The following is a 14,020-nucleotide window of genomic DNA, read 5'->3' on the forward strand; positions in this document are numbered from 1 at the left end:
AGGACGACGACATGCGATTCGCATTGACCGCAGAACAGAACGATTTCGCCGCCAGCCTGCGCAAGATGGGCGAGGCCGCCAAGACCCCGGGCGTCGTCCGGGCCTGGGGCACCGGCGATTCCGCCGCCGGGCGCGCGCTCATCGGCCAGCTCGCCGAGGCGGGCGCGCTGGGACTGACCGTCACCGAGGACAACGGCGGCTTCGGCGCGGGCCCGGTCGAGATGATCGTGGCCTTCACCGAGATCGGCCGGGCCGCCGTGCCGGGACCACTGGTGGAGACCGCCGCCGCGATTCCCGCACTGCTGCAGGCGCTTCCGGATTCGGCCCTGGCCGCCTCGAAGCTGCCGGAGCTGGCCGAGGGCGCGAAGCTGGGCACCCTCGCGGTCACCGCAGCGGCGGGTGCCAATGCGGGCCGGGCCGCCGGGTCGGCCACCGCACTGGACGCCGACGTCGCCGACCTGGTGCTGATCGCCGAGGGCGACCGCATCGCGTTGGGGACCGCCGGTGACCTCGTCACCTCGGTGGACGCGGCCCGCCGCCTGTTCACCGTGACCGCGGGTGAGACCCTCGCCGAGGGCGAAGGCGTCTCCGCCGCAATCGATCTGGCCTTCGACACCGCCGCGCTGGCCGCCGCCGCGCAGCTGCTCGGCGCGGGCCGCGCCATGCTGGACACCAGCGTCGAGTACGTCAAACAGCGCCAGCAGTTCGGCACCCCGATCGGCCGCAACCAGGCCATCAAACACCACCTGGCCAATGCCCACATCGCCCTGGAGATGGCGCAGCCGCTGCTCTACCGGGCCGCCCTGACCCTGGAGTCGAACGCGGACAGCGAGACTCGCGGCCGCGACATCTCCGCCGCCAAGCTGGCCTGCGGCGAGGCCGCCTACCAGACCGCACGCATCGCCCTCCAGGTTCACGGCGCGATCGGCTACACCGCCGAATGCGACCTGTCCCTGTGGCTGACCAAGGTCACCGCGCTGCGTTCGGCCTGGGGCACCCCTGCCGAACACCGCGCGCGCATCGCCGCCGCGCTCCGGGCCGGAAGCATCGCATGAGCGTCCCGGCGGCCGGTTCGGCGAGCAGGCTCGAGCTGCCCTGCGCGGACGGCGAATTCACGCCGTGCGTGGCACGGGCCGTGCGCGCGCTGCGGTCCGCCTTCGGCGGCGACACCGACACCGACCTCGGCCGCCGGGACGCCACCGCACACTCCACCGACGCAGGGCCGGACGCATGATCGCGGCCACCGCACGATCCGGCTCGGTCGGCAGATCGGGCACTCACCGGGACGGCCGGCTCGGAGCGGCCGCGCTTACGCCGGAACCCGCTGCGGGAGCGAAGATTCGCTCCGTCGACACACCATTCCTCACCGCGCCGGGCCTCGACGCCGCGCGCCACTTCGACACGTTGGGAGCGAAGGCATGAGCCTTACGGCCGAACAGCAGGAACTCGTCACCACCGTGCGCGCGGTGCTGGCCAAGCACGGGGACAGCGCGGCCATGCGGCGTGGGCTGGAGACCGAGCGCGGATATGACGAGCAGCTCTGGAAGCTGCTGTGCGAGCAGGTCGGCGTTGCGGCGCTTGCCATTCCGGAGGAGTTCGGCGGTATCGGTGTGGGATTGGTCGAATCCCTGCTGGTGGTCGAGGAACTCGGCCGCACGCTGGCCGCGCCGCCCATGCTCGGGTCGGCCGTGCTCGGGGTGCAGGCGCTGCTGCTGGCCGGGAATACCGAGGTCAACGAGCGGCTGCTGCCGGAGGTCGCCGAGGGCGTCCGGACACTGGCGCTGTGCTGGGCCGGGACGCACGGCTGGGATTCCTTCGGGGTCACCGCATCGGTCGAAAAGCTCTCGGGTTCCGCGCATTACGTCCTCGACGGCGTGCACGCGGACACGCTGCTGGTGCTGACGGCCGACGGCTTGTTCGAGGTCGAGGGCGACGCCGCGAGCGTCACCCGGACCGCGGTCGTCACCCAGGACCCGACCCGCAAGCTGGCGCGCATCGACTTCGATGCGACGCCGGCCCGCCCGGTCGGCACCGTGAACGTGGCCCGGCTGCGCGAAATCGCCTGGGCCGCGGTCGTCGCCGAGCAGATCGGCGCGGCCGAGCAGTGCCTGGACATGACCGTCGAATACAGCAAGTCCCGCGTGCAGTTCGGTCGCCCGATCGGCAGCTTCCAGGCGCTCAAGCACCGCATGGCCGACATGTACGTGCTCGTGGAGTCGGCCCGCTCGCTGGGCTACCTCGCCATCGCGGGCCTGGCCGAGGGCGCGGTCGAGGCCATCGATGTGCAGGCCGCCCGCCTGCACGCCATCGACGCCCTCAACTCGGTGGTCTCGGAGACCGTCCAGATGCACGGCGGCATCGCCATCACCTGGGAGCACGACGCGCACCTGTTCTTCAAGCGCGCGCACGCCGACGCCCAGCTCTTCGGCACTCCCGCCCGCCCCCTGGCCCGCCCGGCCTGATCGGGGACACAGACCCTCTCGGGGACACAGGACGGCCCGCACGCCCATCACGTGCGGGCCGTTCGCCGTCTGTGGGCCAATTCACCGGACAAATATCGTTAGCCTATGTAAATACATAGTTAGCTTATGCAACAATCAAGACCGTGCAGCTGGAACAGGCAATCGAGCCCACCCCGAACCTCTCCGGGGATCGCCTCGCCGACATCGTGGTCGCCGTGTCGAGACTCAATCGCCTGGCCGGAGTGGTCGGTCGCGTGGACCTGCCGCACGCCGTCATGCGGGCCCTCGGGACCCTCGACGAGTACGGCGCGCTGCGGGTCAGTGAATTCGCGCGCATCGACCGGTGCTCCCAGCCATCGGCAACGGCGCTGATCGCACGGCTGACCGAGGCCGGCCTGGCCCGGCGGACGAAGGATCCCGACGACTCCAGAGCAGTGGTCGTCGAGCTCACGCCCGCGGGCCGGGACCGGCTGGCCGCCGCCCGGGAACACCTCGGAAACTCCCTCGCCGCACGGCTTCCCGATATCGATCCGGCCCTGCTGGATCGCCTGCATCGGGATCTGCACGGCCTCACCGAGGCCCTGAAGGCCGCCGGGGCCTGAACACCGGCACCTCGCAACTCGACCGAAAGCAGCTGCGATTCAATCCCTCTCGTAGATGAGGACTTGCCCGTGAGCACCTTGACGCTCGCCCCCGAAACCGCCTCGAGCACCCGAGCCAGGCAACCCAAGGCCGTCTGGGCCGTGGCCTTCGCCTCCGTGATCGCCTTCATGGGAATCGGTCTGGTGGATCCCATCCTGAAACCGATCGGCGAGCAACTGCACGCCTCCCCGTCACAGGTGACGCTGCTGTTCACCAGCTACATGCTGGTCACGGGCGTGGCCATGCTCATCACCAGCGTCGTCTCCAGCCGCTTCGGGGCCAAGAAGACCCTGCTCGCCGGGCTGGCCATCATCATCGTCTTCGCCGCTCTCGCAGGCAGTTCCGGCACCGTCGGGCAGATCGTCGGCTTCCGAGCGGGCTGGGGTCTGGGCAATGCCCTGTTCATCGCCACCGCCCTGGCGACCATTGTCGGCGCGGCCACCGGCGGCGTCGCCCGCGCCATCATCCTGTACGAGGCGGCGCTGGGCATCGGCATCGCGTCGGGTCCGCTGCTGGGCGGCTTCCTGGGCCACTTCACCTGGCGCGCACCGTTCTTCGGTGTCTCGGTGCTGATGGCGGTCGCGTTCATCGGGCTGATCGTGCTGCTGCCCGAATCCCCGAAACCGGCGCGGCCGACCTCCATCACCGCCCCGTTCAAGGCGCTCACCTACCCGGGCCTGCTGCTGGTCAGCGTGACGGCGCTGCTCTACAACTACGGGTTCTTCACCCTGTTGGCCTACACCCCGTTCCCTCTGAACATGGGCACCTATTCGATCGGCTTCATCTTCTTCGGCTGGGGCCTGCTGCTGGCCCTGTCCTCGGTGGTCTTCGCCCCGAAGTTGCAGCGCCGCTTCGGAACCGTGCCGATGATGGCGCTGGCGCTGGCCCTGTTCGCGGTCGATCTCGCGGTCATGGCGATGTTCACCGACCACAAACCGGTCCTGATCGTCGGCACCATCCTGGCGGGCCTGTTCCTGGGCGTGAACAACACCCTGATCACCGAGGCCGTCATGGAATCGGCCCCGGTGGAACGCTCCACCGCCTCGGCCGCCTACAGCTTCGTCCGCTTCGCGGGCGGCGCGGCGGCCCCCTACCTGGCGGGCAAGCTCGGCGAACACCAGGCGTCACTGCCCTTCTGGGTCGGCGCGGCCTGCACCGCCGTCGCGGTCGCGGTCCTCTTCTCCGGCCGAAAGCTCTTGGCCCACATGGACGACCGCTCCCCCGCCGCCCACACGCCCGCCGAGGCCACGGCCATCACCCTCGGCGACGACTGATCGCCCGACGTTCGCGGACCGCACCCGCCGGGTGCGGTCCGCATTCGATTTCACCCCGTACGATCCGGCTCATGAACCAACCCATGCCGCCACAAGGGCAGTACCCGTACCCGCCGCAAGGACAGTCGCAGCCCGGGTATCCGCAGCAGGGCCAGCCGTATCCGCCGCAGGGGCAGCAGCCTTACCCCCAGCAGCAGCCGCAGCAGCAGCCCGGGCCGCAGTTCCCGATCCTGGTCTCCACCATGAACGACGTGCCCGGCCTGGAGATCGTCAAGGTGATCGGCGAGGTCGCCGGCCTGACCGTGCGCAGCCGCGGCATCGGCGCGAACTTCGCGGCCGGGTTCCGTGCGTTGGGCGGCGGCGAGATTCATGAATATACGCAGCTCCTCTACCAGTCTCGACATGAGGCGATCATGCGGATGTGTCAACACGCGATGGCTTTCGGAGCCAATGCGGTAATCGCGATGCGCTTCGACTGCAATGAAATCGCTCAAACCATGAGCGAAGTCGCTGCGTACGGCACCGCCGTAGTTATCAAGCCCAACGATTAGAGAAACGAGGCTGAGCGAGATTCACGAGTGCAGTATCCGAATCGGTGAAGTTCTGGTACTCCGGCTCGGTTTACGCCGCTGCGGCGACGAAGCGGTACTGCAACCGCGTGCGTGTCGCTCGCGGAGAAGGGTCGGTTCGAACCGCCATCTAGTGCGGAACAATCGATCCATCTCGGCAAGGACTTGTTCCCGTGATTGACCACGATGACCGTTACTATCCGCAGAACGTCCGCGGATATTGCGTGCGGCGTTGATGTCAGCCGGGAGCCTTTTGCCACAGAACCGGCACATGAACCGCTCCTGAGATGGCCTGTTTTTCTTGTCCACATAGCCACAACCCGAACAGCAGCGTGAGGTGTGAGCCGGATTGACCCGGGTAACCGTGATCCCATGGGTCTGAACGATTGACGCAAACTTGGCACGAACGGCCGCCCTCCCTGCGCGACCCATAATCCGGTTGAGGCGCGCAGAAAGACCGCCCATCCGGAAGTCCAGCTCTTCGACGACTAACTCTCGGATATCCTTGTCGGCCAGGCGATTGAGCACTCTGCACACTTCGTTGCGGACATGCTCACGGATGCGGAGGTTCAACTTCAGATACCGTTTGGACCTGGATGGACAGATTCCTTGGCGCTGCAAGGTCGCCCCAAGCTCGTTCAACTCCTTGTCACGCTGACACAGCCAGCGGTATAGCCCCCGCCCAAGAAGCTGTCCGTCGCTGGTAGCGAAGGTATTCTTCAATCCCCAATCCAGGCCGAGGGATTCACCTCTGTCGCGCTGCGGTGTAGGCAAAGACTTCTTCACAAGCACGAACGAGACTGTCCCACTCTCGCTCACGTGAATCTGGCAGAAGTTACGCACCTCGCCATCAGCCTTGTTGAAGTACTCGTACCCCTGCAACGGGATGTTCACCGGCTTGCGCTTTTCGAGCGTGGTCACCTTCACCCAGAATTCCGCATGAGAGTTGGTCGACGTCGAAACCTTCGCGATCGGCCCATCCATCGCCATGGTGCGTGCCCGGGAAAGGTTGGGAAAGGGATTCCGTCGCAACCATTCCTTGACCAACATTGCAGATATGGACATCGCTTGGTTCGAGACCACGATCCCGTGTCTCGCATCAATCACGTTGTCTTTTGCCCACCAGGCCATATAGACATTGATGCGATACAGCTCCTCACGGAGCTTCTCGTCGTCCAGCGGCTGCATCCGAATCATCTCTCGAAGACCAATTTTCGCTGTCTCCCGCCAAGAGGTAAGCGCCGCATTCACTTGGTTTACTACCGACTTCCACTGCCGCTGAGACAGATACGGCGGTAGCGACTGCGCCTCTTGCCCACCAAGCCAACCCAAGTGCGCAGTGCCCGCCTTCAGCTTGCAGACCTGTAAGTACTGCACATGGACGAGGCCGCGCTGCCACCAGGGCAAGACTGCCGCCACTGCATCGAGTTTTCCTCGATTCGCCGTGGTTGGAAGGCGGTAGGAACGCATCATGCATCAAAAGTAGCGATGTGATCGAAAATCTGTTCGATAATTCCCTAAACGTGCCCGGAATCGCCGGATTCAGGATGAATTTCGTTGTGTCGCAGTTTGTTTGAGTCAGTGGTGCAGGACCTCGACCTCGCGGACCGGCTCCTTGCGGCCGAGTTTGGCGCGTAGCGGGTAGATCGCCATGACCGCCAGGAGGCTGATGGTGGAGGCGATGAGCTGGTTGCGTTGGTCGGGGTTGCAGGCCATGGCGACGAAGACCGCGAAGATGGCGACGATGACGGCCCAGCTGAGGTAGGGGTAGCCCCACATGCGGTAGGTCAGCGCCGAGGGGTCTTCGCGGCGCAGGCGGGCGCGAAGGCGGAGCTGGGAGAACATGATTGCCACGTAGACGAAGGCCAGGACTACGCCGATGGAGTTCACCAGGAAGGTGAAGACCTTGTCAGGGGAGACGTAGGAGGCGATGACCGCGCCCCAGGCGGCGACGGTGCCGAGCAGGACGGCTCGGGCGGGGACGCCGCACTTGTTGACCTTCACGAGGGAGGCGGGGGCGTCGCCGTCGCGGGTGAGGACGTAGAGCATGCGGGACGAGACGTAGATGGCCGAGTTCAGGACCGACAGCACCGCGGTCAGGATGACCACCTGCATGATGGTGCCCGCGGCCGGGATTCCGATGTGCTCGAGGGCGCTCACGAACGGGCTCTTCAAGACCTTGGCGTCGTTCCACGGCAGGATGGTCACCACCAGGAAGATCGAGGCCACGTAGAACAGGCCGACCCGCCACAGCACATTGTTGGTGGCGCGGGCGACGATCTTGCCCGGCTCCCTGGATTCGGCGGCGGCCACGGTCACGATCTCGGTGCCGCCGAAGGCGAACATCACCACCACGATGGCGGAGAAGATGCCGCCGATGCCGTTGGGCGCGAAGCCGCCGTGCTGGGTCAGGTTGCCGAAACCGGCCTCCGAGCCCGGCCACAGCCCGAACACCCAGGCCAGCCCGATGACCAGGAACAGCACGATGGCCACCACCTTGATGGAGGCGAACCAGAACTCGAACTCGCCGAACGACTTCACCGAGACCAGGTTGACCGTGGTCATGAGGACGAGCAGTCCCGCGGACAGGATCCACTGGTCGAGGTCGATCCAGTTGGCGAGGATGGCCGCACCGGCCACGGCCTCGGCCCCGACCAGGATGACGTAGAGGTACCAGTACAGCCAGCCGACGGTGAATCCGGCGAAGGGGCCCATGGCCATGCGCGCGTACTCGCCCATGGATCCGGCGACCGGGCGGGCCACCACCATTTCGCCGAGTGCGCGCAGCACGCACAGCACGACCAGTCCCGCGCCCGCGTAGGACAGGATGGCTGCGGGTCCGGCGGTCTCGAGGACCGAGCCGCTGCCCACGAACAGACCCGCCCCGATCGCGCCGCCGATGGCGATCATGGTCATGTGCCGACGCCGGAGTCCGGGACGCAGCCCCTGCTCTTGGACGCTGACCACTTCCGACATCCGATCGCCACCTTCTTGTGTTGCCTGAGTGTTGCCAGAACACCATATCGAGGCTGGTCAGTCGGTAAAAATCGCCTCCGGGGCAGAAATCGGGCGAGATGCCACGAATATGCGAATCCCACTCCGAGACAGGCGTTTCCATTCCGGGGGTACCGTCGGGAGGTATGACCGAAACACAGCGTGGCCGGGTGCGCGTCGAACCGAGCGCCAAGCGGGTGCGCGCCTACCTCGGCGGTCACCTCGCCGCCGACACCGTCCATCCGACGCTGGTGTGGGAAGGCCCGCACTACCCCACCTACTACCTGCCGGCCGCCGACCTGCGGGTGAAGCTCGAACCCAACGGCAAGACCCGGCACTCCCCCAGCCGCGGCGACGGCACCGAATTCGATGTGATCGCCGACGGCGTGACCGCCCCGGGCGCGGCCGTACGCCACCTCGACTCCCCGATCCCGGAACTGCGCGACCTGGTGAAGCTGGATTTCGCCGCCATGGACGAGTGGTTCGAGGAGGACGAGCCGATCTACGTCCACCCCCGCGACCCCTACACCCGGGTCGACATCCTGGCCAGCTCCCGCCACGTCCGGGTGGAGCTGGACGGCCACACCCTGGCCGACTCGCACTCCCCGCACATCCTGTTCGAGACCGGGCTGCCCGCGCGCTACTACCTGCCGCTGACCGATATCCGCCTGGACCTGCTGCGCCCCTCGGAGACGAAGACCTCGTGCCCGTACAAGGGCCACGCCGAGTACTGGACGATCCAACTGGGTGAGGCGAGCTACCCGGACCTGGTGTGGATCTACCGCACCCCGCTGCCGGAGAGCCAGAAGATCGCCGGGCTGGCCGCGTTCTACAACGAGAAGGTCGACATCTGGGTGGACGGCGAACTGCAGCCGCGGCCCAAGTCGCCCTTCAGCTGAAACCCTCAGTCGCCCAGGATCTCCGACACCAGCCGGGGCAGCGCCGCCCCGATCGGGTCGCGCACGATCTCGGCGGCGTACTCGTCGTAGGGGGTCGGCTCGGCGTTCACGATGACCAGGTCGGCCCCCGCGTCCACCGCCACCGCGCACATGGACGCGGCCGGTTCCACCTGCAGCGAACTGCCCACGGCCAGAAAGATTTCCGCGGTCTCGGCGATCTGCACGGCGGCGCGGATGGCGGTGGTGTCGAGCTGCTGGCCGAACATGATGACGGCCGCCTTCAGGATGCCGCCGCAGTCCGGGCAGTCCGGATCCGGTTCGCCCGCGGCCACCCGCTTCAGGGTGGCGGCCATGGAATCGGTGAATTCGCAGTCGATGCAGACGACTTCGAACATATTGCCGTGGATCTCGACGACACCGCTGGATCCGGCCCGCTGGTGTAGTCGGTCGATGTTCTGGGTGATGATGCCGACCTGCCGCCCCGCCGCGGCCAGCCGCACCAGCGCCTCGTGCGCCGGGTTCGGCGTCGCCCGCCAGGCCGGATTGTCCCGGCGCGCCAGCCAGGACCGCACCCGCAGTTCGGGATCGGCGACATAGTTCTGATAGGTGGACAGCAACTCCGCGATCGGATCCTTCGTCCAGACCCCGCGCGGCCCACGGAAATCCGGAATTCCGGACTCGGTCGAGATCCCCGCCCCCGTCAGCACCCCGATCGGTCCCTTGCGTGCGCGCCAGTCCGTCACCCTGCCCAGCCTAGGCCCAGACTCGGAACACCTCTCGTCATCCCGGCACACGACCGGAATCCGGTGATCGGTCAGCGGATTCCGGCCATGGGCACGCCGGGCGACGATCCGGTCGCCGACCCCCTATCGAGTGTTCAGACCGCGATGACGGCGGGCGTGTCCTCGGCGCGACGGTATCGGCCTGGAGCAAGACCGTATTCGCGCTTGAACGCCTTGGCGAACGCGAATTCGCTCTGATAGCCGACTTTTCGGGCCACGCCGACCAGCGGCGTCTCGGTCTCGCGCAGCAGTCGGGCGGCGGTCAGCATGCGCCAGCGGGTGAGGTAGGCCAGCGGCGGCTCCCCGACCGTGGCGAGGAAGCGGCGGGCCAGGGTGGCGCGGCTGACCCCGGCGAGCGCGCCGAGCTCGGGCACGGTCCAAGCGCGCTGCGGCGCAGCGTGAATGGCGCGCAGGGCGTCGGCCACGGCGGGATCGGCGAAGGCCCCGGCCCAACCGGTCGGAGCGGCCTGTTCGCCGAACCAGGCGCGCAGGATGAACAGCAGCAGGGTGTCGAGCAGCGCGGGGACGGCGGCATCGGTTCCCAGTCCGGGCTCGGCGACCTCCCCGGCGAGCAGGTCGACCGCGGAGCGCAGCGCCGGATGGCGGCCCGGGCGCGCCGGGAGGTGGATGAACTCGGGCAGCTCGTCCACCAGCGGGTGACCGCGCTGACGGCCGAGTTCGTAGGCGCCGCAGACCAATACGGTGCGCGCGCCGGGGCCCTCCACGTCCCGGGGCTCCCCCGGTGCGGCGGTCTCGGTGATCGGCGTCCCGAGCGCGTCGACCAGATCGTGTGTCGCGCCGCGCGGCATGAACAGCACATCCCCGGCCCCCATCGCGAACGGCTCGCCCCGCGGCGGCACCACCCAGCACGAACCCTGCAGCACCACATGGAATCCCGCGCCCGGCACCTTCGGGTAGTGGCGGCCCCACGGCGCGGGACGAATGAACAGGCCCGAGGTGGGATTTCCGGTGCGGATGGCGGCGATGGTCTCGCTGAGGATGTCCACTCGCCCACCATACAGCTCATAAAATGAGCGTTCCGAGCATCGAACTGAACATTTCAGCCATTCATTTGCTCATGCTATCCGAATAACTTCATTCTCATGACGACAGCAGACATCACCCCGACCGCCACCATCGCCGTGTACGGCGCGACCGGAACCACTGGCGGCTACCTCCTCGCCGAACTGCACCGCCGGGGCCTGACCCCGATCCTGGTGGGACGCAATGCCGCTCGCCTCCAGGCCGCGGCCGACGCCGCCGGGATGCCGGCCGCCGAGATCCGCGTCGCGGACGTGGACGACCACTCCGCACTGGTCGACGCCTTCACCGACGCGGATGTGGTGATCAGCAGCCTGCCCGCCTATGTCGAGATCGGCGAGACTGTGCTGGCCGCGGCCGTCGAGGCGGGCGCGCACTACACCGATATCTCCGGCGAACAGCTCTTCCTGAAGCGCGTCCTGGACGGCTACGGTCCGCGCGCCGAGGCGGCCGGTGTCACTGTCGTCTCCGGCGTCACCGACAACAACGTCTCCGGAGATCTGCTCGCCTACCTGGTGTCGCGACGCGTGCACCGCCCCGCCGAGATCGTGCTCAGCCATCTCAGCCGCAGCGGAGGCAATGGTTCCAAGGGCAGCGCGAAAACCGTACTGGCGAGCATGGATTGGTTCCGCTCCGGCGGCTGGCACTACGAGGACGGGGAATTCCGCACCGGTCCGGTCACCCGGCACACCGCCATGACCTTCCCCGACGCGAACGAGCCGACCGCGGTGGCCAAGTTCCCGCAGCCGCCGGTGCTCACCATCCCGCGCCATTCCGAGGTCTCGTATGTGGCCGGGGCGCTGGACGTCGCGATCCTGAAGCACCTCGAGAGCTTCACCGCCGAGGCTCTCGACACCATGCCGGACGCACCGAGCGCGGATCTGCGCTACTTCGTGGTCGTGGATGCCGTCGGCGCGGACGGCGACCGGGCGCGCGGCGTGGTGAGCGGCGTGCACTCGTACCGGGATTCCGCGCTCATGGCCGTCGAGGCGGCGATCCGGCTGGCGCGCGGAACCACGAAGCCGGGCGTCCTGGCCCCGGCCGAGGCCTTCGACCCCGAGGACTTCCTGAACGCCCTCGCGCACCACGGCATCTCGTGGCAGATCACGGGGTAGCGAAAGCACCGCGATAGCGGGCCGCAGTCGACTCCGGTGGATCGGACCGGTCTCCGACAAGTCTCCGAACATGCTCGCGCCGAGAGCTTTCGGCCCGATCCGCGACCTACAGTGGGGGGCATGAGCGACCACGAGCGCCCGAGCGATGATCGTCCGAAGCTGGCCGCCGAGTTGGACTTGGAGCCGCACCCCGAGGGCGGCTGGTTCCGGGAAACCTGGCGCAGCGGAGTCGAATTCGAGCCGGAAGGCTACGCGGGGCGCCGGTCCAGCGCGACCGCCATCTACTTCCTGCTGTTACCCGGTGAGAAGTCCGCGCCGCACACCGTGACCTCGGACGAGATCTGGTTCTGGCATCGAGGCGGCCCGCTGCTGCTGAACATCGGGGGTGAGGAGATCGTCCTCGGCCCCGATGTCGGGCAGGGCCAGCGCCCCCAGGCGGTGGTCCCCGGCGGGGTCAGCCAATCCGCCCGACCTGCAGGAGACCACTACAGCCTGGTCAGCTGCGTGGTCTCCCCCGGCTTCGAGTTCGCCGACTTCCGGCTCGACTGAATCACTCGCTCTTTGTTCTCGTGCCCGCCGCACTCACGCGCGGCGGGCACTCGAGTGCATCAGAGGATCGACGACTGTCAGTCGTCGATCTTGAGCAGACCCTCCGCGACCGCGTGGTCGATGGTCTTCTCGAGGTTCGGGCACGAGTCCGGCTTACCGGTCATCGGCCCGGACTCGGCGAGCTTGCGGAAGACAGGGCAGTGCTGGGCCGGATCGACCGTCCACTGCACCGTCTTCTGATTGTGACTGTGCTTGCGCACCAGCACCTCGGTGCCGCAGTTCTGACACGCGATCGGTGTCAGGCCCGACTCCATGTAGTGCTCTTTGTCGAGAACCGTCTGGGCGCGCACCTGTTCACGCTGTTCCGGACGGTCCGCGAAATCCGGCGCCTTCGCCCAGCTGGTCATCAGACTCCTGCTTCCTCCTGCGAAGCGTCGGCGGCCGCGGCTTCGGCCTCCTTCGCTTCGCGCTTCTTACGGAGATTCTCCTCGACCTCGGCGGTCCAGGATTCCACGGCCTTGGTCGTGTCGATCTCGAACTCGAAGCGCTGCACCGACTTCGGGTCGATGTCGGCGACGTCCACGTAGAACTGGTCGTACCAGCGGCGCAGCTGGTAGACCGGCCCGTCCTCCTCGGTCAGCAGCGGGTTGTCGATCTTGGACTTGTGCTTCCAGATCTCGACGTCCTGGAGGAAGCCCTCGGAGACGCCCTCGGTCATCTTCTTGGCGAACGACCGCGCCTGCTCCTCGGGCAGCCCCGCCGGCTTCTGCAGCGAGACACCCCACTGCAGCACGAAAGAGTTCTGGCTGACCGGGTAGTGGCAGTTGATCAGAACCGTCTTGACCTCGTAGCCGCTGTAGATATTGAGCAGCGGGTTGATCATGTACGACGGACCGAAGTACGACGCCTCGGACTCGAGCAGCACATCGATGCCGGCCTCGGCGGCCTGACCTTTGTCAGGGCGCCCCTTGGTCTTCAGGTACTGGGTGGCGATGTGGCCCTCCAGCACGTTCTTGAAGTACGTCGGGAAGGCGTAGTGGATATAGAAGAAGTGCGCCATATCCACGACGTTGTCGATGATCTCGCGGCAGTTGGCGCCCTCGATCAGCAGCGAGTGCCAGGTCCAGTCGGTCCAGCCCTCGTTGAGCCCCTCCGAGGGAGTGCCGTCCGCATTGGTGTACGGGCCCTCGATGTAGGGAATCGTCACCTCGTCCGGCGGCGGGTTGCCCTCGTGGTCGTGCCAGACGAACAGCTGGCCGTTGCGCTCCAGCGTGATCCAGGAGCGGGTGCGAGCCAGCGGGGGCACGCGCTTCGCGTAGGGGATGCCGGTGCACTTGCCGTCGCCGCCCCAGCGCCAGTCGTGGAACGGGCAGGCGATGGAGTCGCCCTTGACCTCACCCATGGAGAGGTCGCCACCGAGGTGGCGGCAGTAGGAGTCCAGCACCTTGAGTTCGTCCTGGCTGTTCATGAAAACGACCAGCTTGGTGCCGAATACATTGACCGCGTGCGGCTTGCCGTCACGGAAATCCTTGGCAAGCCCCAGGCAGTGCCAACCCCGGGCGTAGCGGGTGGGCATCGAACCCACGTCGATCTCGCGGACCTTCCCGCGGGGCCCTTGGGCGCTTGTCGCCATCGTTGATCCTCCTATGGATGTACTAGAACACGTTACAAAATTGGCTGGCGGTTGGCCAGC

At 67.1% G+C, this 14,020-nt stretch carries 15 protein-coding genes; 9 read left to right on the plus strand and 6 right to left on the minus strand.

Annotated features, from left to right (window positions below; translation table 11 throughout):
- Positions 1–11 precede the first annotated feature (11 nt).
- The 6 genes from GPX89_RS19110 (at position 12) to GPX89_RS19135 (ending at position 4,929) form a co-directional block, all read left to right on the plus strand.
- Positions 12–1,055, plus strand: a complete 1,044-nt coding sequence (locus GPX89_RS19110; protein ID WP_157388913.1) for an acyl-CoA dehydrogenase — start codon at positions 12–14, stop codon at positions 1,053–1,055.
- Positions 1,052–1,234, plus strand: coding sequence for a hypothetical protein (locus GPX89_RS19115; protein WP_157388914.1), 183 nt, complete (start codon positions 1,052–1,054; stop codon positions 1,232–1,234). The genes GPX89_RS19110 and GPX89_RS19115 overlap by 4 nt, the downstream gene beginning before the upstream one ends.
- A 184-nt stretch (positions 1,235–1,418) precedes the next feature.
- Complete coding sequence (locus tag GPX89_RS19120; RefSeq protein WP_157388915.1) at positions 1,419–2,462, plus strand: acyl-CoA dehydrogenase family protein; 1,044 nt, start codon at positions 1,419–1,421, stop codon at positions 2,460–2,462.
- 143 nt (positions 2,463–2,605) lie between these two features.
- The gene (locus tag GPX89_RS19125) at positions 2,606–3,064 is read left to right on the plus strand and encodes a MarR family winged helix-turn-helix transcriptional regulator (protein WP_328602009.1); all 459 of its coding nucleotides are present in this window, start codon (positions 2,606–2,608) and stop codon (positions 3,062–3,064) included.
- Positions 3,065–3,127: 63 nt separating this feature from the next.
- Positions 3,128–4,378 carry an MFS transporter gene (locus GPX89_RS19130; RefSeq protein WP_157388916.1) on the plus strand — a complete coding sequence of 417 codons (1,251 nt, stop codon included), beginning with the start codon at positions 3,128–3,130 and terminating at the stop codon, positions 4,376–4,378.
- Positions 4,379–4,449: 71 nt separating this feature from the next.
- Positions 4,450–4,929 (plus strand): YbjQ family protein, encoded by a 480-nt coding sequence (locus GPX89_RS19135; protein WP_235947501.1) that lies wholly within the window; start codon positions 4,450–4,452, stop codon positions 4,927–4,929.
- Positions 4,930–4,950: 21 nt separating this feature from the next.
- Here GPX89_RS19135 and GPX89_RS19140 read toward each other — a convergent pair whose 3' ends face one another.
- Positions 4,951–6,420: an RNA-guided endonuclease InsQ/TnpB family protein gene (locus GPX89_RS19140; RefSeq protein ID WP_157388917.1), complete on the minus strand. Its 1,470-nt coding sequence runs from the start codon at positions 6,418–6,420 to the stop codon at positions 4,951–4,953.
- 105 nt (positions 6,421–6,525) lie between these two features.
- Positions 6,526–7,923 carry an amino acid permease gene (locus tag GPX89_RS19145; protein ID WP_235947503.1) on the minus strand — a complete coding sequence of 466 codons (1,398 nt, stop codon included), beginning with the start codon at positions 7,921–7,923 and terminating at the stop codon, positions 6,526–6,528.
- 164 nt (positions 7,924–8,087) lie between these two features.
- On the opposite strand from GPX89_RS19145, the gene GPX89_RS19150 reads away from it, so the two are divergent.
- Positions 8,088–8,840: a DUF427 domain-containing protein gene (locus GPX89_RS19150; protein WP_157388918.1), complete on the plus strand. Its 753-nt coding sequence runs from the start codon at positions 8,088–8,090 to the stop codon at positions 8,838–8,840.
- A gap of 5 nt (positions 8,841–8,845) precedes the next feature.
- Here the strand turns inward: GPX89_RS19150 and GPX89_RS19155 are convergent, their stop codons facing one another.
- Positions 8,846–9,583, minus strand: coding sequence for an SIR2 family NAD-dependent protein deacylase (locus GPX89_RS19155; RefSeq protein ID WP_328602011.1), 738 nt, complete (start codon positions 9,581–9,583; stop codon positions 8,846–8,848).
- Between the two features lie 134 nt (positions 9,584–9,717).
- Positions 9,718–10,629, minus strand: a complete 912-nt coding sequence (locus GPX89_RS19160) for an AraC family transcriptional regulator (RefSeq protein WP_328602012.1) — start codon at positions 10,627–10,629, stop codon at positions 9,718–9,720.
- A gap of 96 nt (positions 10,630–10,725) precedes the next feature.
- Between GPX89_RS19160 and GPX89_RS19165 the strand changes: the two genes are divergently transcribed.
- Positions 10,726–11,778, plus strand: a complete 1,053-nt coding sequence (locus tag GPX89_RS19165; protein WP_157388919.1) for a saccharopine dehydrogenase NADP-binding domain-containing protein — start codon at positions 10,726–10,728, stop codon at positions 11,776–11,778.
- Positions 11,779–11,898: 120 nt separating this feature from the next.
- A complete protein-coding gene (locus GPX89_RS19170) occupies positions 11,899–12,327 on the plus strand; it encodes a cupin domain-containing protein (protein WP_157388920.1) in 429 nt (142 codons plus the stop codon).
- Between the two features lie 77 nt (positions 12,328–12,404).
- On the opposite strand, the gene GPX89_RS19175 is transcribed toward GPX89_RS19170, so the two are convergent.
- Positions 12,405–12,734 carry a hypothetical protein gene (locus GPX89_RS19175; protein WP_157388921.1) on the minus strand — a complete coding sequence of 110 codons (330 nt, stop codon included), beginning with the start codon at positions 12,732–12,734 and terminating at the stop codon, positions 12,405–12,407.
- Positions 12,734–13,960, minus strand: a complete 1,227-nt coding sequence (locus GPX89_RS19180; RefSeq protein ID WP_198347495.1) for a Rieske 2Fe-2S domain-containing protein — start codon at positions 13,958–13,960, stop codon at positions 12,734–12,736. The genes GPX89_RS19175 and GPX89_RS19180 overlap by 1 nt, the downstream gene beginning before the upstream one ends.
- Between the last annotated feature and the right edge of the window lie 60 nt (positions 13,961–14,020).

Source organism: Nocardia terrae (assembly GCF_009760405.1).
Lineage (GTDB): Bacteria > Actinomycetota > Actinomycetes > Mycobacteriales > Mycobacteriaceae > Nocardia > Nocardia terrae.